Source organism: Pseudomonas sp. 2FG, assembly GCF_005502935.1.
GTDB lineage: Bacteria > Pseudomonadota > Gammaproteobacteria > Pseudomonadales > Pseudomonadaceae > Aquipseudomonas.
Map to the genome: position 1 here is coordinate 1 of NZ_SCMP01000020.1, position 20,506 is coordinate 20,506.

General features: G+C 61.8%; 18 protein-coding genes. 10 read left to right on the forward strand and 8 right to left on the reverse strand.

Annotation, left to right across the window (positions count from 1 at the left end):
- Nucleotides 1–910: 910 nt before the first annotated feature.
- Nucleotides 911–2,368 carry a sodium:solute symporter family protein gene (locus tag FFS13_RS17530; protein ID WP_137820340.1) on the reverse strand — a complete coding sequence of 486 codons (1,458 nt, stop codon included), beginning with the start codon at nucleotides 2,366–2,368 and terminating at the stop codon, nucleotides 911–913.
- A 531-nt stretch (nucleotides 2,369–2,899) separates the two neighbouring features.
- Between FFS13_RS17530 and FFS13_RS17535 the strand changes: the two genes are divergently transcribed.
- The 4 genes from FFS13_RS17535 (at nucleotide 2,900) to FFS13_RS17550 (ending at nucleotide 6,154) form a co-directional block, all read left to right on the forward strand.
- Nucleotides 2,900–3,670: a phytanoyl-CoA dioxygenase family protein gene (locus FFS13_RS17535; RefSeq protein ID WP_137820341.1), complete on the forward strand. Its 771-nt coding sequence runs from the start codon at nucleotides 2,900–2,902 to the stop codon at nucleotides 3,668–3,670.
- Between the two features lie 242 nt (nucleotides 3,671–3,912).
- Nucleotides 3,913–4,410 (forward strand): LEA type 2 family protein, encoded by a 498-nt coding sequence (locus tag FFS13_RS17540; RefSeq protein WP_137820342.1) that lies wholly within the window; start codon nucleotides 3,913–3,915, stop codon nucleotides 4,408–4,410.
- A 412-nt stretch (nucleotides 4,411–4,822) separates the two neighbouring features.
- Nucleotides 4,823–5,548, forward strand: a complete 726-nt coding sequence (locus FFS13_RS17545; RefSeq protein WP_137820343.1) for a hypothetical protein — start codon at nucleotides 4,823–4,825, stop codon at nucleotides 5,546–5,548.
- A gap of 261 nt (nucleotides 5,549–5,809) precedes the next feature.
- Nucleotides 5,810–6,154, forward strand: a complete 345-nt coding sequence (locus FFS13_RS17550; RefSeq protein ID WP_137820344.1) for a zinc ribbon domain-containing protein YjdM — start codon at nucleotides 5,810–5,812, stop codon at nucleotides 6,152–6,154.
- A gap of 110 nt (nucleotides 6,155–6,264) precedes the next feature.
- Here the strand turns inward: FFS13_RS17550 and FFS13_RS17555 are convergent, their stop codons facing one another.
- The 3 genes from FFS13_RS17555 to FFS13_RS17565 all read right to left on the reverse strand — a co-directional run bounded on the left by FFS13_RS17555 (nucleotide 6,265) and on the right by FFS13_RS17565 (nucleotide 9,567).
- The gene (locus tag FFS13_RS17555) at nucleotides 6,265–7,758 is read right to left on the reverse strand and encodes a CoA-acylating methylmalonate-semialdehyde dehydrogenase (protein ID WP_137820345.1); all 1,494 of its coding nucleotides are present in this window, start codon (nucleotides 7,756–7,758) and stop codon (nucleotides 6,265–6,267) included.
- 164 nt (nucleotides 7,759–7,922) lie between these two features.
- Nucleotides 7,923–8,207 carry a cupin domain-containing protein gene (locus FFS13_RS17560; protein WP_137820346.1) on the reverse strand — a complete coding sequence of 95 codons (285 nt, stop codon included), beginning with the start codon at nucleotides 8,205–8,207 and terminating at the stop codon, nucleotides 7,923–7,925.
- 13 nt (nucleotides 8,208–8,220) lie between these two features.
- Entirely contained in the window at nucleotides 8,221–9,567 is a 1,347-nt protein-coding gene (locus FFS13_RS17565) for an aspartate aminotransferase family protein (RefSeq protein ID WP_137820347.1), read from the reverse strand.
- A 131-nt stretch (nucleotides 9,568–9,698) separates the two neighbouring features.
- On the opposite strand from FFS13_RS17565, the gene FFS13_RS17570 reads away from it, so the two are divergent.
- From FFS13_RS17570 to FFS13_RS17595, 6 genes are all read left to right on the forward strand, one after another.
- Nucleotides 9,699–10,619 carry a LysR family transcriptional regulator gene (locus FFS13_RS17570; RefSeq protein ID WP_137820348.1) on the forward strand — a complete coding sequence of 307 codons (921 nt, stop codon included), beginning with the start codon at nucleotides 9,699–9,701 and terminating at the stop codon, nucleotides 10,617–10,619.
- A 96-nt stretch (nucleotides 10,620–10,715) separates the two neighbouring features.
- On the forward strand, nucleotides 10,716–11,375 hold the full coding sequence (locus FFS13_RS17575) for a TetR/AcrR family transcriptional regulator (RefSeq protein WP_137820349.1): 660 nt from the start codon (nucleotides 10,716–10,718) through the stop codon (nucleotides 11,373–11,375).
- A gap of 2 nt (nucleotides 11,376–11,377) precedes the next feature.
- Nucleotides 11,378–11,962 carry a YigZ family protein gene (locus tag FFS13_RS17580; protein ID WP_137820350.1) on the forward strand — a complete coding sequence of 195 codons (585 nt, stop codon included), beginning with the start codon at nucleotides 11,378–11,380 and terminating at the stop codon, nucleotides 11,960–11,962.
- Between the two features lie 332 nt (nucleotides 11,963–12,294).
- A complete protein-coding gene (locus FFS13_RS17585; RefSeq protein ID WP_137820351.1) occupies nucleotides 12,295–12,981 on the forward strand; it encodes an SDR family oxidoreductase in 687 nt (228 codons plus the stop codon).
- 204 nt (nucleotides 12,982–13,185) lie between these two features.
- Nucleotides 13,186–14,541, forward strand: a complete 1,356-nt coding sequence (locus FFS13_RS17590) for an 8-oxoguanine deaminase (RefSeq protein ID WP_137820352.1) — start codon at nucleotides 13,186–13,188, stop codon at nucleotides 14,539–14,541.
- Between the two features lie 138 nt (nucleotides 14,542–14,679).
- Nucleotides 14,680–15,633 (forward strand): adenosine deaminase, encoded by a 954-nt coding sequence (locus tag FFS13_RS17595; RefSeq protein ID WP_137820353.1) that lies wholly within the window; start codon nucleotides 14,680–14,682, stop codon nucleotides 15,631–15,633.
- A 326-nt stretch (nucleotides 15,634–15,959) separates the two neighbouring features.
- On the opposite strand, the gene FFS13_RS17605 is transcribed toward FFS13_RS17595, so the two are convergent.
- The 4 genes from FFS13_RS17605 to FFS13_RS17620 all read right to left on the reverse strand — a co-directional run bounded on the left by FFS13_RS17605 (nucleotide 15,960) and on the right by FFS13_RS17620 (nucleotide 20,309).
- Nucleotides 15,960–16,247, reverse strand: a complete 288-nt coding sequence (locus FFS13_RS17605) for a PepSY domain-containing protein (RefSeq protein ID WP_137820354.1) — start codon at nucleotides 16,245–16,247, stop codon at nucleotides 15,960–15,962.
- A 93-nt stretch (nucleotides 16,248–16,340) separates the two neighbouring features.
- Nucleotides 16,341–17,717: a PepSY domain-containing protein gene (locus tag FFS13_RS17610; protein ID WP_137820355.1), complete on the reverse strand. Its 1,377-nt coding sequence runs from the start codon at nucleotides 17,715–17,717 to the stop codon at nucleotides 16,341–16,343.
- A gap of 54 nt (nucleotides 17,718–17,771) precedes the next feature.
- Nucleotides 17,772–18,245 carry a copper chaperone PCu(A)C gene (locus tag FFS13_RS17615; RefSeq protein WP_137820356.1) on the reverse strand — a complete coding sequence of 158 codons (474 nt, stop codon included), beginning with the start codon at nucleotides 18,243–18,245 and terminating at the stop codon, nucleotides 17,772–17,774.
- A 45-nt stretch (nucleotides 18,246–18,290) separates the two neighbouring features.
- Complete coding sequence (locus FFS13_RS17620; protein WP_137820357.1) at nucleotides 18,291–20,309, reverse strand: TonB-dependent receptor; 2,019 nt, start codon at nucleotides 20,307–20,309, stop codon at nucleotides 18,291–18,293.
- Nucleotides 20,310–20,506: the final 197 nt, after the last annotated feature.

Consider the following 20,506-nt stretch of genomic DNA (forward strand, 5'->3'; position numbering starts at 1 on the left):
TTTCTACTTCAACCGCTTGCGCTTCCGATCACCCTTGGGCTTCTCGTCAGCGGGAGGCGAATTCTACAGCGTTTCAAACCGCTGTCAACCACCTCATTCAACCGCTTTCGATCCACTTAGAAGACCGACCAACAAGATCCAAACACCACCTTGTCAGCCCGGCGCATTCTACACAGCTTACGCTGCTTTGCAACCCCTATTTTAAAGCTAACTTCTTGTTATCTAAGAAGTTTTCCGAGAGGTCTGCGCCGGAAGTGGTGCGCATTATAGGCCCAGCAAATTAACCGTCAAGCACTTATTGAAAGCTTTTTGTCATACCTGACGATTTGCGGTCTGCACGCTTGAAGCAGCCCCCCCTGGCTATCACTACCTATATATATAGAAGAAGCGATAAGGCTCTGACATCGCCGCTCTTTCTCGCCAGGACACTAAGCGCTACAACACCCTGGCCCCCGAATGGCTGGTTAGCAGCCAGCAACGCAGCCTGGATTTCTACTGAGGGGTGCTTGGATTCGAGATCGAGTTCGATCGCCCGGAAAACCTCTTCGCTTACCCTTCCTACAACGGCTATAAAACGCCGGTAAACATGGAACCCATGGCTGCTTAAGGAACAGCCAAAAGCCCTATGACCGTGTCCAGAATCGTTTGACCAGATCACTCCGCCCTCAACGAATCCAGCGAGACGGATGTCCGCGCTCGACTCGAGCAAAGACTCCAAGACCGTGCCCTTCGCCCCCCATAGTGCAGCCCGAAAGGTTTTCCTCGCCAGCACCCTTGACCTCGCTTTGAGGCCTGCCGCGTTTTCCAGCCTGAAAAAACTCAGCCCCAATTCGCGGGAAGCGAATCGGGGCTGCGAGAAGAGGCGAACCCAACAGATCCGCCGCTTGTCTATGGTTGCATTTGCAATGCCTTAATAGGCTTCTTGCCCGACGGCAACCGGGGCCACTGCAGGCGCCTGCTTATCCAGCAAGAACTGTGGCAACAGCGAACCCAGCAGCATGCCCAACAGGCTGAACAGCAAACCGGCCAGCTGGGGCGGCCAGAAATCGGCGTCCTGATAAGTCATCTCCAACGCCCCCCAGGAAAGCAGGCCGAAAGCAATCGCCAGCAAGGCGCCCTGGGTCGTGGCGCGCTTCCAGAACAGCCCGGCGAATAGCGGCACCACGGCAGCCACCAGCGTCACCTTGTAGGCATTGCCGACCATCTCGTAGATGCTCGCATCGGAGTACAGCGCGAAGCTCAAGGTCGCGATGGCGCAGAAGAAGATACTGATGCGCATGGCCTTGAGGAATTGACGGTCGTTCATCTCCGGCATAAAGCGCTTGAGCACGTTCTCGGTGAAAGTCACCGAGGGCGCCAGCAGGGTGCCAGAAGCGGTCGACAGGATCGCCGAGAGCAGCGCGCCGAAGAACATGACCTGGGCGAACAGTGGCGTGCGTTCGAGGATCAGATGCGGCAGGATCATCTGCGCATCTTCCGCCAACCATTTCTTGACCATTGCCGGGTCAATCATCAACGCGGCATAGGTGAGGAAGATCGGCAGCATGCAGAAGCACAGGTAGAACACCCCGCCGGCCACCGTGGCGCGTACGGCGATGTTCTCGGTCTTGGCCGACATCACGCGCGCGTACACGTCCTGCTGCGGAATCGAGCCGAACATCAGGGTCACCGCCGCGCCGATAAAGGCGACGATATCCTTGGGCTCGAAGCCGTGGATAAAGGTGAACTTGCCCGCTGCCGCCGCGTGGCTGATCACCACGTCGGCGCCGCCGGCCATGTCGCCGATCAGCCAGGTCAGATATACCAGGCCGGCGACGATGATGATCATCTGGAAGAAGTCGGTAAACGCCACCGACAACATGCCGCCGAACAAGGTGTAGGTCAGCACGATCGCCGTGCCGATCAGCATGCCCTGAGTAGTGCTGATGGAGCCATCGGAGAGCACATTGAACACCAGGCCCAGCGCGGTGAGCTGCGCCGCGATCCAGCCCAGGTAGGAGCCGATGATCACCAGGCTGGTGATCATCTCGACGTTGGGGCCGAAACGCTTGCGGAAAAAATCGCCGATGGTCAGCAGGTTCATCCGGTACAGCGGGCGGGCGAAGATCAGGCCCACCAGCATCAGGCAGCCGAAGGAGCCGAAGGGGTCTTCGACGATCCCGGCGAAACCTTCTTCGATAAAGGTGGCCGGAATGCCCAGCACGGCTTCCGAGCCGAACCATGTGGCAAAGACCATAGCCGCCACAATCGGGAACGACATGCGGCGCCCACCGGCAGCGAAGTCATTCGAGTTGCGTACGCGGGTGGAGGCGTAGAAACCGATACCCAGGGTGATCAGCAGGTAACCTGTAACAAACCAAATCAGCATTTGCTCTTGTTCCAATGGCTCTAGCCCGTCGACTGCCTGCCCGCTCACACAAGGGGAGCGTGTAGACGTTGCCCGACCGGCAAATGTTTTTGTTTTTAGCTTGGTAGGTCAGGCAATGCACACCATTGAATGGGCTGTTACAGCCCCAGCAGCGGCCTATTTGCCTGGTACAACGGTCGCGCAGTCTGCCAACCTCGTAAAATATGTCAAACAATTACAGCCGACTTGCTCCCCTAAACCCACGAACCCGTTTCATTTAAACGACTAAAAAATGATTCATATCATTGATATTTAACATTTTTTTATACGCACCTACGTTTTGTCAGTTTTTTATTTTTTACACGTAAAGCGATTCCTCAGCGCGAGGCAAAACCCGCGCCGCAACCTCGCCGAGCATTGCCCTTCGACGAAAAGCTCCACTTAGCGCGGGATCCTGGGAACCTCCCGCCTCCCTGCACTGCGCAGGGCTGATTTTCAAACCACAGCGATCGTGCAAGCATGCCAAGGAGGCATTGAAGGGAGCGCGCCATCATGTGGACTACCGCCATCGACTCAAGGCTTACCGCGACCCGCCTGCAAGCCTTGCATGAACAAGGTTTCGTGCTGCTCCCCGGTGTGCTGGAAGCACAGCAGATCGGCGAACTGCGCGAAGCCATCGACCGGCTCAGGCCAGTGCACTGGGATTACAGCGGCCTGGTCGATCACTACAAATGCGTGTTCAACCGCGATCCCCTGTGGCTGCTCTACCTCGACCCGCCGGGCGTCATCGAATTGGCCGAGGCCGCCCTCGGGGCGGACTGCCATGTGATCGGCCAAACAGCCTGGCGCTGCCACCCCGGCTTTATCGGCGCCGAGCTGCATCTGGATTATCTGGTGATGGAGTTGCCGCCGGCCCTGCTGGCCGATCCGACTTTCGGGCTGCCCATGCAAATCTGCACGGCTCATCTCTACCTCGATGACATCAGCGAGGACCTCTGCCCTACCCTGGTCGTACCCGGCAGCCATCGCGCCGGACGCCAGCCTCTGGCGGGAGAAACTCAGTGGCAGGGCCGAACAGCGGAGCCGGTGCTGTGCCGGGCCGGCGACGTGCTGTTCTTTCGCAGCGAACTTTGGCATGCCGGCAGCCGCAACCGTACGGCGAACCAGAGTCGCTATCTGCTGCAAGTGCATTACGGCCGGCGCATGGTCGCGCAGAAGTTCTCGCCCTATCTGGCGTGGCAGTTCAATCCCGAAGTGCTTGCAGCGTGCACGCCGAAACAGCGCAGGCTGCTGGGCGAGCATGAGGCGACGGAATATGACTGACGAAGGCATATGGCCAGATTCTGAGCCGCCTCGACATGGGCGCCCGCAACGCTGATCGTTCCCAAGCGCCGCGCTGCAACACCAGACGCAAATCTTGCGCAACTGGGCTCCTACTCTGCAGCGAGGGAACCATCGAGACCATCAACCAAACCAACAGCCCCCTCCACGTTACCGAGTGGAGTAAAACCCTGGCCGAACCTGTTCTTTACTCTATGCATCCACAGCAAACCGGAAGCCATGCAATGCACCGCGACCCCAGCCAGCCCTTCCGCAACCTCCTGCGCCTTGCTGCCTGCAACTTGCTGGCGCTGAGCCTGGCGGCCTGCAGTACCCTGAGCCAGCACGACCCGTTGCGCATCGACTTGGTGGGGCTCGAACCACTACCGGGCCAGGGCCTGGAGATCCGCTTTGCGGTGAAGCTGCGAGTGCAGAACCCGAATGACGCCGCCATCGACTACAACGGCGTGGCGCTAGAGTTGGAGGTCAACGACCTGCCGCTGGCCAGCGGGGTGAGCGACCAGCGCGGCCAAGTGCCGCGCTTTGGCGAAACGCTGCTCAGTGTGCCGGTGACGATTTCGGCCTTCTCCGCCATGCGCCAGGCCTGGGGCATGGCCGGCAATACGCAGCAGCAGGACTTGCCCTATGTGCTGCGCGGCAAGCTGGCCGGTGGTTTCTGGGGAACCGTGCGTTTTACCGATGCGGGCGTGCTGAACCTACCGGAGCCCGCGGCGGCTCCATGAGAGAAACGTAGTATTGAAATACCGCGCCTGGCTCGACCTGAATCAGCAGAATGTGGCGCGTAGGATGGATTGAGCGCAGCGCTACTCATCACCTCAATATCACCCAAAAGCAAAAAGGCCAGTCACTCGACTGGCCTTTTTGTTTACCCCACCGTAGAGCGTACTCACCACTGGTAGTACGCCGAAGCTTGGCGGGCGGCCCTGGGTTGACCGGTGGCGAAGCGTTGGAAAGCAGGTTTAGGGGGCTGGGGCGAGGTATTTGGCATTAAAAAAGTATGGCTATCACATTGCTCAACTCATCCTACGGACTACGCTCAATACATCCTCAGGGTCTTGGCTAATTGAAAACGGGTCAACAACACAAAAAACTTGATCTACCCCAAATCACATTGATTCGGATTGGAGCAATACATTGGACGGACTAACCAAACTCACATTAGACAAGCTAGACCTCCTAACAAAGGCAGAGCCCTTAACGATATTCGCCATTACAATATTAGTAGTCGCCGCAATAATTTTTACCTTGCACAAAATCTTTCAATCAATCACAAACTCACAAAAATATTTTACCGAGGCCAATGAAAGCACAATCCATCACTATACATATACAATAAATACCATATCAGAAAGAAAAGAGGCCATAGAGAGCGAGTTCGAGTCACTAAAAGTAAAACTGCTTGAAATCCAGTCGAGCTTCGCCAAACCAAACAAACCCACCGAAACAACCGAAAAGGAACCCAATGATCTTGCGGGCTACACTCACCGGGCCACACAAAGCCTAGTAATTGTTAACTATGGCGTTAAGAGCGCGCAACTGATAGGCGTAATTCGCGAGGCGGGCCTTCTTGTCATCAAGCTGGCAGAAGCCACCAAGACCCCTGCAACAGCAGATGTAGTAGAGATAATAATAAAATTAAACAGCATTGAAAAAGACATACGCCTGCATCTAACCGAAATGGAAAACTGTTTTGCAATCACGGATTTCTCACTAAAATTAAACAACCCATCAGAAATATTACTGAAGCTACCCAGCATAATCGACACGTACTCAAAAGAAATTTACAGTTACGACCTTGCCATTCAAGAAAGCTTTAACGCAATAACTTCCCAAGCGCCACCAAGAGCATTAAGGATTTAAATGGAACGCCTACCCCACAGAATGGGATGAGTGCAGTAATAGCCATCGCCCACAAAACAAAAAGGCCAGTCCCGCCGACTGGCCTTTTTGTTATCCGCTCACCCTTGATCGCTCCCACGCTAAGCGAATGCCGCCCAAGAAGCTCTGCGCCTGGCAGCGCAAATAAGTCCGTCCCTTTACCCTGTGGCCAGCAAACGCCTCAAAGTCATCAAAACCTTATACAATTTACGGTTTTTAGCCTCCTGAACCTGAGGATCCCTCGTGAGCACTCTGCCGCCCTGCCCCAAATGCAACTCCGAATACACCTATGAAGATGGCCAGCAACTGGTTTGCCCGGAATGCAGCCATGAATGGTCCGCAGGTGACGCGGCTGAAGCCTCGACCGATGGCGATAAGGTGATCAAGGATGCGGTCGGCAATGTCTTGCAAGACGGCGACTCGGTTTCCGTGATCAAGGACTTGAAAGTCAAAGGCACATCGCTGGTGGTGAAGGTCGGCACCAAGGTCAAAAACATCCGCCTGTGCGATGGCGATCACGACATTGACTGCAAAATCGACGGCATTGGTCCGATGAAGCTGAAGTCGGAGTTTGTGAAGAAGGTTTGATCCGAGTCCGCAGTATGGGTTGAGCGCAGCGATACCCATCAAAACCAACCGACCTAAAGCAAAAAGGCCAATCTCGCGACTGGCCTTTTTGTTTGACTCAACCTAGCCGCTTACAGGCTAGGGAAGGCAAATTGGGATGCCTCGTGGCTGGCGCGTTGCGGCCAGCGCTGGGTGATGGCCTTGCGGCGGGTGTAGAAGCGTACGCCGTCCGGGCCGTAGGCGTGCAGGTCGCCGAACAGCGAGCGCTTCCAGCCGCCGAAGCTGTGGTAGGCCACCGGCACTGGCAGCGGGACGTTGACGCCGACCATGCCGACTTCGATCTCGTCGCAGAACAGGCGGGCCGCTTCGCCGTCACGGGTGAAGATGCAGGTGCCGTTGCCGTACTCGTGGTCGTTGATCAGCTGCATGGCGTCTTCCAGGCTGTTGACCCGCACGATGCAGAGCACCGGGCCGAAGATTTCTTCCTGGTAGATGCGCATGTCCGGGGTCACGTGGTCGAACAGGCAGCCACCGAGGAAGAAGCCGCCTTCATTGCCGGCGATCTGCAGGCCACGGCCATCTACTACCAGTTGCGCACCGGCGTTTTCGCCATCGGCAACGTAGCTGCTGACTTTGTCCAGGTGTTGGCTGGTGACCAGCGGGCCCATATCGAGCCCACAGGAAGTCCCTGCACCGATTTTCAGCGCCTTGATTTGCGGCACCAACTTGGCGACCAGGGCGTCGGCGACTTGGTCACCCACGCAAACGGCCACGGAGATGGCCATGCAGCGCTCGCCGCAGGAGCCGTAGGCGGCGCCCATCAGTGCGCTGACGGCGTTGTCCAGGTCCGCGTCGGGCATCAGCACGGCGTGGTTTTTCGCGCCGCCCAGGGCTTGCACGCGCTTACCGCGCTTAGTGCCTTCGGCGTAGATGTATTCGGCAATCGGTGTGGAGCCGACGAAGCTCAGGGCTTTGACTTCCGGCGCTTCGATCAGCGCATCGACCGCTTCCTTGTCGCCGTGCACCACGTTGAGCACGCCTTTCGGCAGGCCGGCCTGGTTCAGCAGGTCGGCGATCAGCAGGGTGGAGCTGGGGTCGCGCTCGGATGGTTTGAGGATGAAGCAGTTGCCGCAGGCAATCGCCAGCGGGTACATCCACAACGGCACCATGGCCGGGAAGTTGAACGGGGTGATACCGGCGACCACGCCGAGCGGCTGGAAGTCGCTCCAGGCGTCGATGTTCGGGCCGACGTTGCGGCTGTATTCGCCCTTGAGGATTTCCGGCGCGGCGCTGGCGTACTCGACGTTTTCGATGCCGCGCTTGAGTTCGCCGGCGGCGTCTTCGAGGGTTTTGCCGTGCTCTTCGCTGATCAGCTGGGCGATGCGTGCCTCGTTGGCTTCGAGCAGTTGCTTGAAGCGGAACATGACCTGGGCACGCTTGGCCGGCGGGGTGTTGCGCCAGGTCGGGAACGCGGCCTTGGCGGAGTCTATGGCTTGCTGCACGGTGGCGCGGCTGGCCAGCGGGACTTTGTGGATCGCCTCGCCGGTGGACGGGTTGAATACGTCGGCAGTGCGGCCGGTGTCGGTCACGAACTCGCCGTTGATCAGGTGCTGGATGGTGCTCATACAAAAACTCCGTTATCGAATCCTGGTGTAGGGTGGATGACGCTGTATTCATCCACCATTGGCGGTGTTATCGAGATGGTGGATGTAGCAAGCGACATCCACCCTACGTTCTCCCCCGCCCTCTCCCTGAACGGGAGAGGGGGATTAATCGTGTTGGGCCGCGCTTACTTGATCTCGGTTTCGACGAAGACGATTTCATGCGTGCTGGCGTTGACCACGTTGTGTTCGACGCCCGCTTTGCGGAAATACGCCTGCCCGGCCGTGAGGGTCGCGTGCTTGTCGCCCTCGGGGGTTTCCAACAACAGAGTGCCGGTGGTCATGGGCACCACTACGTAGTCGTAACCGTGGCTGTGGTGGCCGGTTTCGGCACCCGGCGCAAAGCGCCATTCGGTGACGATCACCCGCTCGTTGTTCACTTGCACGGTAGGCACGGCTTGCGGTCGTTTCATCTTGGCTGTGGGCTCAATCCAGTTGATTCAGCGCTTCGCCAACTGCATCGAACAGGCGGTCGAGGTCAGCCGCCTGGGCGTTGAAAGTTGGCCCGAACTGCAGGGTGTCGCCACCGAAGCGCACATAGAAGCCGGCTTTCCACAGCTTCATCCCGGCCTCGAAGGGGCGGACGATGGCGTCGCCATCCCGCGGGGCGATCTGAATCGCGCCGGCCAGGCCGCAGTTGCGGATGTCGACCACGTGCTTCGCGCCTTTCAGGCCATGCAGGGCGTTCTCGAAGTGCGGCGCCAGTTCGGCGGATTGCTGAATCAGGTTCTCGCGCTCGAGCAGCTCCAGCGCGGCCAGGCCAGCCGCGCAGGCGACCGGGTGAGCCGAGTAGGTGTAGCCGTGGGTGAATTCCACCGCGTACTCGGGGGTCGCCTGGTTCATGAAGGTCTGGTAGATCTCGCGGCTGGCGATCACGGCGCCCATTGGAATGGCGCCGTTGGTGATCTGCTTGGCGACGTTCATCAGATCCGGGGTCACGCCGAAGTATTCGGCACCGGTGGCCTTGCCCATGCGGCCGAAGGCGGTGATCACTTCGTCGAAGATCAGCAGGATGTTGTTGGCATCGCAGATCTCGCGCAGGCGTTGCAGGTAGCCCTGCGGCGGCACCAGCACGCCAGCGGAGCCGGCCATCGGCTCGACTATCACGGCGGCGATATTGGAGGCGTCATGCAGTTCGATCAGTTTGAGCAGCTCGTTGGCCAATTCGACGCCACCGGTTTGCGCCATGCCACGGGTAAACGCCAGGCCCGGCTGCAGGGTGTGCGGCAGGTGGTCGACGTCCATGAACTGGCCGTACAGCTTGCGGTTGCCGTTGATGCCGCCGAGGCTGGTGCCGGCGATGTTGACGCCGTGGTAGCCACGGGCACGGCCGATCAGCTTGGTCTTGCTCGCTTGGCCTTTCAGGCGCCAGTAAGCACGGGCCATCTTCACGGCGGTGTCGGCGCACTCGGAGCCCGAGCCGGTGAAGAACACGTGGTTCAGCTCGCCCGGCGTCAGGTCGGCGATTTTCTCAGCCAACTTGAACGACAGTGGATGGCCGTACTGGAAGGCCGGGGAATAGTCGAGGGTGCCCAGTTGACGGGCGACGGCTTCCTGAATTTCCTTGCGGGTATGCCCGGCGCCGCAGGTCCAGAGGCCGGACAGGCTGTCGTAGATCTTGCGGCCCCGCTCATCGATCAGGTAGCTGCCCTCGGCGCCGACGATGAAACGCGGGTCGCGCTGGAAGTTGCGGTTGGCGGAAAACGGCATCCAGTGGGCGTCCAGCTTGAGCTGGCTGGCCAGGGGCAGATTGGCGGTTTGCGGCATGTTCATGGGTGGCCTCGCAACGAAGTGCAGTGTTCTTGTCTGTAGGAGCGGGTTGTTTGTCTTGCCGCTAAGGTGCCATGGGCTTAAAGTCTGAAAAACACTACTCTTCTAATCCTCAGATTGGCTTTTACTAAACTATGAGCAGCCGCCGCCCCGAACCCTTGGCCCAGGTCAGTGACTTCGATATCCGTCTATTGCGCATCTTTCGCAGCGTGGTGGAGTGTGGCGGCTTCTCCGCGGCGGAAAGCGTGCTGGGCATCGGCCGCTCGGCGATCAGCCAACAGATGAGCGACCTGGAGCAGCGCCTGGGCCTGCGCCTGTGTCAGCGCGGGCGCGCCGGGTTTGCCCTGACCGAGGAAGGCCGCGAGGTGTACCAATCCTCCTTGCAACTGCTCGGCGCCCTGGAGAGTTTTCGTACCGAGGTGAACGGCCTGCACCAGCATTTGCGCGGCGAGCTGAACATCGGCCTGACCGATAACCTGGTGACCCTGCCGCACATGCGCATCACCCACGCCTTGGCGCTGCTGAAGGAGCGCGGGCCGGACGTGCATATCCAGATCCGCATGACGCCGCCGAGCGAGGTGGAGCAAGGCGTGCTCGACGGCCGCCTGCATGTGGGCGTGGTGCCGCAGGCCGGCGCGTTGTCCGGGCTGGAATATCAGCCGTTGTATAGCGAGCGCTCGCTGCTCTACTGCGCGGTCGGCCACCCGCTGTTTTATGTCGATGATCAGCAACTGACGGATGAGCGTCTGAACAGCCAGGATGCCATAGCCCCGACCTTCCGCCTGCCGCCGGAGATTCAGGCGCAGTACCAGGCGCTGAAGTGCACGGCCAGCGCCTCGGATCGCGAGGGCATGGCCTTTCTGATTCTCACCGGGCGCTACATCGGCTATCTGCCGGATCACTACGCCAGCCTGTGGGTGCAGCAAGGCCGCCTGCGGGTGTTGAAGCCGGCGACGCGCTTCTATGATCTCAGCCTGGCCTCGGTGACCCGTAAAGGGCGGAGGCCGCATCTGGTGCTGGAGAGTTTCCTCGAGGCGTTGGCGGCGACTAGCTGAAGAGCCGCTTGGCTTTTCTACCCGCCGCCCTTGTCTCCGCGCCAGCAGTGCGTTATCTGTGCTTGCGCTTCGCTCCCAAAACGCTCGGAAAGGCTTATGACACTCGACGCGCCCGCGCTCAACGCCACCGCTAAAGCGGTCGGCCGCATCCGCCAGAAAAACGAAGAAGCGATCCTTGCCGCCGCCGAAGAGGAGTTCGCCCGCCACGGCTTCAAAGGCACCAGCATGAACACCATCGCCCTGCGCGTGGGGCTGCCGAAGGCCAATCTGCATTACTACTTCAGCAACAAGCTGGGGCTGTATATCGAGGTGATGCGCACCATCCTCGAACTCTGGGACAGCGCCTTCAGCACTCTCAGCGCGGCCGACGACCCGGCTATCGCACTGGCCCGCTACATAGACGCGAAGATGGAGTTCTCCCGCCGTCAGCCGCTGGCCTCGAAGATCTTCGCCATGGAGGTGATCGGCGGCGGCGAATGCCTGTCCGAGCACTTCAACCAGGACTATCAGCACTGGTTTCGCGGCCGCGCGGCGGTGTTCGAGGCCTGGATCGCCGCCGGCAAGATGGACCCGGTCGACCCGGTCCACCTGATCTTCCTGCTCTGGAGCAGCACCCAGCACTACGCCGACTTCGCCGACCAGATCTGCCGCCTGACCGGGCGCAAGCAGCTGAGCCAGGACGACTTCAGCGCCGCCACCGCCAACCTGACCCACATCATTCTCAAGGGTTGTGGGCTGACACCACCGGCCGTTTAAACATGCCCTTCAGCCTCAGTGCGCCTTGCGAGTACCGCGAGGACATCCGCAAAAGCCGCTTTCTCGCCCAGGCCGCGCCGATCAGTAGTGCCGCCGAGGCGCAGGCCTTTATCGAGCGGGTCAGTGATGCCAGTGCATCGCACAACTGCTGGGCCTGGAAGCTCGGCCAGCAGTACCGCTTCAGCGATGACGGTGAACCCGGTGGCACCGCCGGCAGACCGATCCTCGCAGCGATCGAGGGGCAGGACTGCGATCAGGTGGCGGTGGTCGTTACCCGCTGGTACGGCGGCATCCAACTCGGCACCGGTGGCCTGGCCCGCGCCTATGGCGGCAGCGCCAACAAATGCCTGCAAGCCGCCACACGCATCGAGCTGGTGCAACGCAGTCGCTGTGCCTTGCATTGCAGCTTCGCCGAGCTGCCCTTGCTGAAGGCCCGGCTGACGGAACTCGAGGCGCTGCTCGAGCAGGAAAGCTTCGATGCCGAAGGCGCACAGCTGACCCTGGCCTTGCCCGAGGCTCGTCTAGCGGCCCTGCAGCGCCTGTTGGCCGACCTCAGTCGCGGACGTATCCAGTTGCAGCGCCTGTAGCGCAAGCACCGCATCTGTGACCCTAGGCTGGGTAGAGCGCAGCGAAACCCAGCGCCAGCAATGCTGGGTTTCGCCAGAAAGCGGCTCTACCCAGCCTACGGAGGTAGGTATCAATACCTCGACAAGTTACCCACAAAGGCTGTGGAGCGAGCTGTGGATAAACCTTGGACTACTGCTTACAGCGCCGGCGAGCCGTGGCTTGGCGAGCGCTGTACGTTTATTCGCCAGCGCACCGATGAGCCGGGCCCGATGGACAAAGGCGGATTCGGCTCGGCGCCGACTTGCCGCTATGCTGTGGCCCAAACTCAGGGTGACGGGGCATAGGTACGGCTATGGCACAGGCAAAAACGGCATTGATCATCGGCGCCTCGCGCGGGCTTGGCCTGGGCTTGGTGAAACAGTTGCAGACGGACGGCTGGCACGTCACCGCCAGCGTGCGCGATCTGGCCCGCGCCGAGGCGTTGCAGGCACTTCCCGGCGTGCGGATCGAACAGCTGGATATCGACGACACCAAGCAATTAAGCGCGCTGGAGCAACGCCTCGAGGGGCAGGTGTTCGATCTGCTGTTCGTCAACGCCGGTATCTCCGGCCCGGCGCACCAATCCGCCAGCGCCGCCAGCGGGGCGGAAATCGCGCAGTTGTTTATGACCAATGCGATAGCGCCGATCCGCCTGGCCGAACGCTTCGCCCTGCATATCCGCAAGGGCAGCGGCGTGCTGGCCTTTATGAGTTCGGTGCTGGGCAGCGTCGCCAACCGGGAAGGCAGCAACCTGGCGTTGTACAAGGCGAGCAAGGCCGCCCTCAACTCGCTGACCAACAGCTTTGTCTGCGAACTGGGCGATAACCAACTGACCGTGCTGTCGCTGCATCCGGGCTGGGTGCGTACCGACATGGGCGGCGCAGGGGCCACCCTGGATGTCGAGACCAGCTGCCTGGGGCTGCTTGCCCAGATCGAGCAGTACGCCGGCAGCGGCGAGCATCATTTCATCGACTACCAGGGCCAGACCATTCCCTGGTGATGGCCCAGAGCCCAGTCCTGTAGCGCTAACGACGCGGGGATAAATCCACGGCTACGCAAGCCTTAAACTGCAGATGACAAGTGCGGCTTAAGGCTTTATCTTGGCCGCCACGCAGCGCGGCTATCGAGCGCTGTGGACCTGGATCAGCAGACAGGGCAAAACTGAGCTGGCGAACCTGAACTTAAACCTCAGAGGAGCCTGCCAATGGCTGCTAACCGTCTCTGGCTGCGTAACCCGCAAGCCATCTTCACCGCCAATGACCTCGACGCCCGTGGCGGCCTGGTGATTGAAAACGGCGTGATCGCCGAAGTTCTCGCCGCCGGCCAGCACCCCGCGACAGCCTGCGATCAAACCTTCGATGCCCGCGAGCATGTCGTGTTGCCGGGGCTGATCAACACCCATCACCACTTCTACCAGACCCTCACCCGCGCCTGGGCGCCGGTGGTCAATCAGCCGCTGTTTCCCTGGCTGAAGACCCTCTACCCGGTGTGGGCCCGCCTGACGCCCGAGAAGCTGGCGCTGGCCACGCAGGTGGCGCTGGCCGAACTGCTGCTGTCCGGCTGCACCACCGCGGCGGATCATCACTACCTGTTCCCCGGCGGCCTGGAAAACGCCATCGACGTCCAGGTCGAGGTGGTCCGTGAGCTGGGCATGCGCGCCATGCTCACCCGTGGCTCGATGAGCCTGGGTGAGGCCGATGGTGGCCTGCCGCCGCAGCAGACGGTGCAGCAGGGAGAGGTGATACTGGAGGACAGCCAACGGCTGATCGGCCGGTACCATGAGCGCGGCGACGGTGCGCAAATCCAGATCGCCCTGGCACCCTGCTCACCGTTCTCGGTCACCCCGGAAATCATGCGCGCCAGCGCCGAACTGGCGCAGGAGCATGACGTGCGCCTGCATACGCACCTGGCGGAAACCCTCGATGAAGAGGACTTCTGCCTGCAACGCTTCGGCCTGCGCACCGTGGATTATCTGGACAGCGTCGGCTGGCTCGGCCCGCGCACCTGGCTGGCCCATGGCATCCACTTCAACCCGGCTGAAATCGCCCGCTTAGGCCAAGCCGGCACCGGCATCTGCCACTGCCCCAGCTCGAATATGCGCCTGGCCTCGGGTATCTGCCCGACCCTGGATCTGGAAGCAGCCGGTGCACCCATTGGCCTGGGTGTCGATGGCTCGGCCTCCAACGATGCCTCCAACCTGATCCTCGAAGCCCGCCAGGCCCTGTACCTGCAACGGCTGCGCTATGGCGCCGAGAAGATCACTCCGGAGCTGGCCCTCGGCTGGGCCACCCGCGGCTCGGCCAAGCTACTGGGCCGCAGCGATATCGGTGAGCTGGCGGTGGGCAAACAGGCCGACCTGGCGCTGTTCAAGCTGGATGAACTGCGCTTCTCCGGCAGCCACGACCCGCTCTCGGCCTTGCTGCTCTGCGGCGCCGACCGGGCCGACCGGGTGATGGTCGGCGGCCGCTGGCGGGTGGTCGACGGGCAGATCGAAGGGCTCGACCTGCAGCAGCTGATCCATTCGCACCGTGAGGCGGCGCGGCAGCTGATCGCGGGGTAGATCAACCCGTAGCGAGCAGGCTGGACATGCCGCTGCGCGGCTTGTCCAGCCTACCCTCTGGGCGGTTGATTCACAGGAGATTCTGTCCTGCCGGTCAGCTAAACTGCCGGGCATTCCCCGCAGACAAGGTTCCGACTCATGTACGACTGGCTCAACGCCTTGCCCAAGGCCGAACTGCACCTGCACCTGGAAGGCTCGCTGGAACCAGAGCTGCTGTTCGCCCTGGCCGAGCGCAACAAGATCGCCCTGCCCTGGGCCGACGTGGAGACCCTGCGCAAGGCCTACGCCTTCCACAACCTGCAGGAGTTCCTCGACCTCTATTACCAGGGCGCCGCTGTACTGCGCAGCGAGCAGGACTTCTACGATCTGACCTGGGCCTATCTGCAACGCTGCAAAGCGCAGAACGTGATCCACACCGAACCCTTCTTCGATCCGCAGACCCACACCGAGCGCGGTATTCCCTTCGAGGTCGCCCTCAACGGGATCGCCACGGCACTGCAAGATGGCCGCCAGCAGCTCGGAATCAGCAGCGGCCTGATCCTCAGCTTTCTCCGGCATCTGCCGGAAGAACAGGCGCAGAAAACCTTCGAGCAGGCCCTGCCCTATCGCGACGCCTTTTTCGCCGTCGGCCTGGACAGCTCCGAGCTGGGCCACCCACCGAGCAAGTTCCAACGGGTGTTCGACCGCGCGCGCAGCGAAGGCTTCTTGACCGTCGCCCACGCCGGCGAGGAAGGCCCGCCGGACTACATCTGGCAAGCCCTGGATCTGTTGAAAGTCAGCCGCATCGACCACGGCGTGCGCGCCAGCGAAGACCCGCGCCTGATGCAGCGGCTGATCGACGAGCAAATCCCGCTGACCGTCTGCCCGCTGTCGAACACCAAGCTCTGCGTGTTCGCGGACATGAAGCAGCACAACATCCTCGCCATGCTCGAGCAAGGCGTGAAGGTCACGGTGAACTCGGACGACCCGGCCTACTTCGGCGGCTACGTCACCGAGAACTTCGCCGCCCTGCATGAAGGCCTGGGCATGACCGCAGAGCAGGCCAAGCGCCTGGCGCAGAACAGCCTGGATGCACGCCTGATCAAGGGCTGATCGCTAATGGGAGTCCCGCGCCACGATGCGCGGGATCTCCCGGCTACCGCTGGGCGACACATGCAACGCCCGCGAGCCCTTCATCGGCCGCAACCAGCGCAACTGCACACAAGCTTGTAGCAACGCTGCAGCCAAGGCGCCGCCCCTGAACCGATGAAGCCCCACGCCAGCGCAGCACTACACAAGCCTCTGCGTAGTAGCCGAGCCAAGGGTGCCAGCCATCGCCCGCCTCGTTGAGGAAGTAGTCGCAGAAGAAGGCCCCCCAGCGACCAGTGACACAGACGCACCAGCGGGCCCCATAAACGCAGGGCTCCAGCGGACATGACTCAGTAACCGTAACCGCCTTCCTCGTCCTCGATCTCTTCCTTGACCGCCTTACCGCTGACCGGATCGAAGTAGATCTCGACCTTGCGCTTGTCCTTATCCAGTCCGTAGATCTCGTAGCAGTTGCCCTTGGTCACCTTGAACTTCTTGATCTCGTAGCCCTGCAGCACCAGGTTCTGCTGGAACTCGTCCTGGTCCTGCCACTGCGCCTTGTCGGCGGTGGTGCACTCGGTGGTGGCGAACGTCAGCGGGCTGGCGGCGATGAGAGCAAGCAACAGAAGTTTGCGCATGGGAATCTCCTCGGACGGTTGGAGTTGCCACGTAAAAGCTAGCCCATGCGCAGGTTTAAGCCAGCAATAATTCTCAGCCGCTAGTGCTTCTCGTCATCTTTCCAGCACTGCTCGGGAACTCGCCAGGCGCGAAAACAGCAGCCAATCCAGCACTGCGATCAGCAGCAGCGAAGCACCGACCAGGGGGAAGGCCAGGCCGAGCACCGCGATGATCGCCAGCGCGGTCTTCCACAGCGGCAGATCGTGACGCAGCGGTGGCACGCCGAGGCTGCCTTGCGGGCGGCGCAGCCACCAGATCACCAGGCCGCTGACCGAGCTGAGCAGGATCAGCAGGCAGACCGCCAACATCAGCAGTTGGTTGGCCAGGCCGAAGAACTTGCCCTCGTGCAGCACCACGCCCAATTCCACGCTTTTCGCCACCGCGCCGTAGTCCTGCCAGCGCACGTCGGCCAACACCTTGCCGCTGTATTGATCGACATGCAGGGTCGCATCGTTGCGCGGGTCGGCGGCGAATAGCGCGATGCTGTAGACCCCCTCCGCGCCCTTCGGCAGGGTCACGCTGTAACCTGGCATCACGCCCTTGGCGTTGGCCGTGTCGAGAATCTGCTGCAGACCGATTGGCGCAGCGGCCGGCGCCGCCGAGTCCATGGCCTGCCCGCAGTGCGCGGCATGTGGGTCAGAGGTCGGTAATGGGGTGTTTTCCACCGCCCAGGCGACGGTCTGCCCCTGCGCCGTGTTGAGGCTGCGCGCCTGCAGAGCGGACTTCGGCACCTCGTTCCACATCGCGGCCGGGAAGCGGTTCCACACGTCGGCGAAGCTCTCACCCCAGAACCCGGTCCAGGTCATGCCCGTCAGCAGCATGAACAGCAACAGCAGCGCACCCCAGAAACCGGTCAGCGCATGCACGTCGCGCCAGAACAGCCGGCCGCGATTGGCCAGCCGCGGCCAGAACACCCCGCGCAGACCGTTACCGCGCGGCCACCAGAGATAGAGCCCGGACACCACCAGGACTATGGCCCAACCGGCGGCCAACTCGACCAGCCGATCGCCGACCTTACCGGCCAGCAATTCGCCGTGCAGGGCGCGGGCGATCGCTTGCAGGTTGTTCACCGCGTCTTGGCTGCCGAGCAGGGTGCCGCGGTAGGGGTCGAGGAACAGGTTGAGCTTGCGCCCGCCCTCGGTCACCACGAACTGTGCGCTGTGCTGCGCATCCAGCGGCGGCAGGTACTGGCTGATCGCCGCCTGCGGATAGGCCTGTTTGACCCTCGCCAGCTGCCGATCCGCACTGAGCAGTTGCTCGCCCTGCGGCACCCACAGCAGGTCGGCGTAGAGCAGGTTGTCCAGCTGCGGTTTGAACAGGTAGATGATGCCGGTCAGCGACAGCATGATCAGGAACGGGATCACCAACAGCCCGGCATAGAAATGCCAGCGCCAGGCCTGGTTGTAGAAGGACATACTCGGCTTGGTCATGATTGAAACTCCTATCGAATGGATCAGTCCTCTCAGAAGAAATGGCTCGGCGGCTCAGTTCTGCTGTTCGTGCTTAGGTTCGGCTGGCGCTTCTTTCTGCACGGCCACCTCGACCGTCACGTCACCGGTTCTCTCGAAGTGCAGGGTCAGCGGGAAGCGCTCGCCGTCGCGCAGTTGCCGCTTCAGGTTGAACAACATCAGGTGGTAACCCATGGGGGCGAAGGTCGTCTCGCCACCGGCGGGAATGGTCACGGACGGCACGTGTTGCATCTTCATCAGGCCGTTCTGGTGCAGGTGTTCATGCAGCTCGGCCTTGCCCGCCGCGGGGGTGTCCGCACCGAGCAAGCGCTCGGCGCTCGTGCCTTGGTTATGCACGACGAAGTAGGCCGCGGCAGTGGGCGCATTCGCGGGCATTTCCCGCGACCACGGATGCTCGATGCGCAAGTCACCGGCCTGGTACTCGTGGGCCGGGGCGCCCCAGGCGCAGGTCAGCAAGGCGCTCAACAACAGGGATTTGGTGAGGGTCATGGTGTCTCTCCTGGGTTGCGACTCAGCGGTTGTGGGTAAGAGGGCTCATAGCCGCCACTCCAGGCCGGCGAACAGGCTGCGGCCATCGCCGGGGAGGAATTGCGCGCTGTCCCGGCCTTTGGCATCGGCGATCACGCCGGTGGTGGCGACATAGGCCTTGTCCGAGAGGTTGCGCCCCTCGACGAAGAAGCCGAGACCTTCGCTCGGCCGATAGCCGCCCTTCAGGCCCCAGATCGCATAGCCGTCGGCATACAGGGTTTGCGCCTGATCGACGCTGTAGTGGGTCGGTGCCCACTCGAAGGTCGGGCCGGCATACCAACCTTCCTGCTGCCACAACGCCTCGCCCTTGATGAACTGGCGGGGGATGCCGGCCAGGCGGTTGTCGCCGTAGACATGGTCGTTGTCGAAGCGGAAGTCGTTGAACAGGTACTGGCCGCGCAGCACTATCTGGCCGAGGGTCAGTGCGCCGCCCAGTTCGACGCCCTGGTGCAGGGTGCGATCGGCGTTGACCGTGCCGAGCGGCTGGCCGTTGGCATCGCTCAGCGCCAACAGCTCGTCGCGGATTTCGCTGCGGTAGACCGCCAGGTCGAGGTCGAGGCTGTCGCGCGACCAGCGCAGGCCGGCTTCCAGGGTGTTGGCCTTCTGCGCCGAGTTGGGCGAAAAGGCGATGACCTGCCCACCGGTCAACTCGCTGAAGGTCGGCGGCTCGTAGCTCTGGCTGAAGTTGGCGAACAACTGCACGCCTTCGTCCAGGTCGTGACGCAGGCCGATGCGCCCGAGTTGGCCGACGTAGGTCTTGTCGAACGAGGTGTTGCGGCCGATCACCAGGCGGTCATCGGAGTCGCGCTGCTGATGCAGCCAGGCCAGCCCGCCGATCAGCGCCCAGCGCTCGGCCAGCGGCACCTCCAGTTCGCCGAAGGCATTCAGGTTGCGCGCGGTCTGGTGCAGCTCATCCAGCTTGGCGCCCTTCTGCCCGCGTACGTTCGCGTAGTTGGACTGCCAGTTGCGGCCCTGACTGGCTTCGACGCCACCGGTCCAGCGCCAACCTTGCTCGTTCTCCCACTTGTGCGCCAGGCGCAGGCCGTAGTCTTCGCTGTTGATATCCAGCATCTGGAAGATCGGGTGCCACAGCGATTTCTCGCTGTAGAAGCTGGACAGCTCCAGGCTGTGGCCGTCATCCAGTTGCAGGGTGGTGATGTTGCCGATGCGGTTAAGGTTGAAGTCACGGCGCTGGTCGCCGGCGATGCTGCTCTGCGAGGCCTGCTCAGGGTCGGCACGCAGCTGCGCCTTGGTCAGGCTGCCCGGCAGTTCGGAGTCGGTCTCCACATGGGTCAGGTAGACGCGGGTGGCGAGACGCTCGTTGAGGCGCCCGCCGAGGTTGGCGAAGTAACGCTGATTATTCTGTTTGGCATGGTCGCGGAAGCCGTCCTGGGCGGAGTCGGACAGGCTGACGAAGCCGTCCCAGGCGCCGAAGTCCTGGGCGAAGGCGCCGTACAGGCGCTGATAGCCGAAGCTGCCGCCCTCGGCGCGCAAGTCCGTGGGTGGCGCGGTCTTGCCGGTCGGGGTGACGAAGTTGATCGCCCCGCCGAGGTTGGCCGCGCCGTAGCGCCAAGCGTTGGCGCCGCGCAGCACTTCGATGTGGTCGGCGGCCAGCGGCTCGATGGTCTGGAAGTCGAAGCTGCCGTCGGCCAGACTCACCGGTGCGCCGTCCTGCATCAGCAGCAGGCCGCGGCCGTGGAAGGTGCGTTGCAGGCCCGAGCCGCGGATCGACAAACGCGCCTCTTCGGCGCCGAAGCGCGGCTGGATGAACACCCCGGTGGCCAGGCCCAGGGCATCCTGCAGGGTGCTGCTGCGGCCAGTCTTGTAGGTTTCCGCATCGACTACTGATGCGCCGCCAGGAATATGCGCAAACTCGGCACGCTTCTCGGCCAGCGTCGCGGCCGTGGGGTCTTTCTGGTATTCACCCTGAACCTCGATCTCGTCGAGTTCGACGTGCTCGGCCTGGGCCCAGGGCGCAATGCCAGTGCTCAGCGCGAACAGGCTCAGGATAGGAAAATAACGCATACCGCTCTCCTCAGATTCTTCTTATAACTTTCACTTGGCGATCCCCGGCCACAGCAACCCGGCGGGCTCGGAGATAGAACTGCTAGTACTCGGTCACGGCTGCGCGGAACAGGCTTTGCCAAACCCCGCGCAGCCGCTGGCGGTGACGGCGCCCGCGAGCCAAATCAGACGCGCAGAAACGCGCACCGACAGGCGAC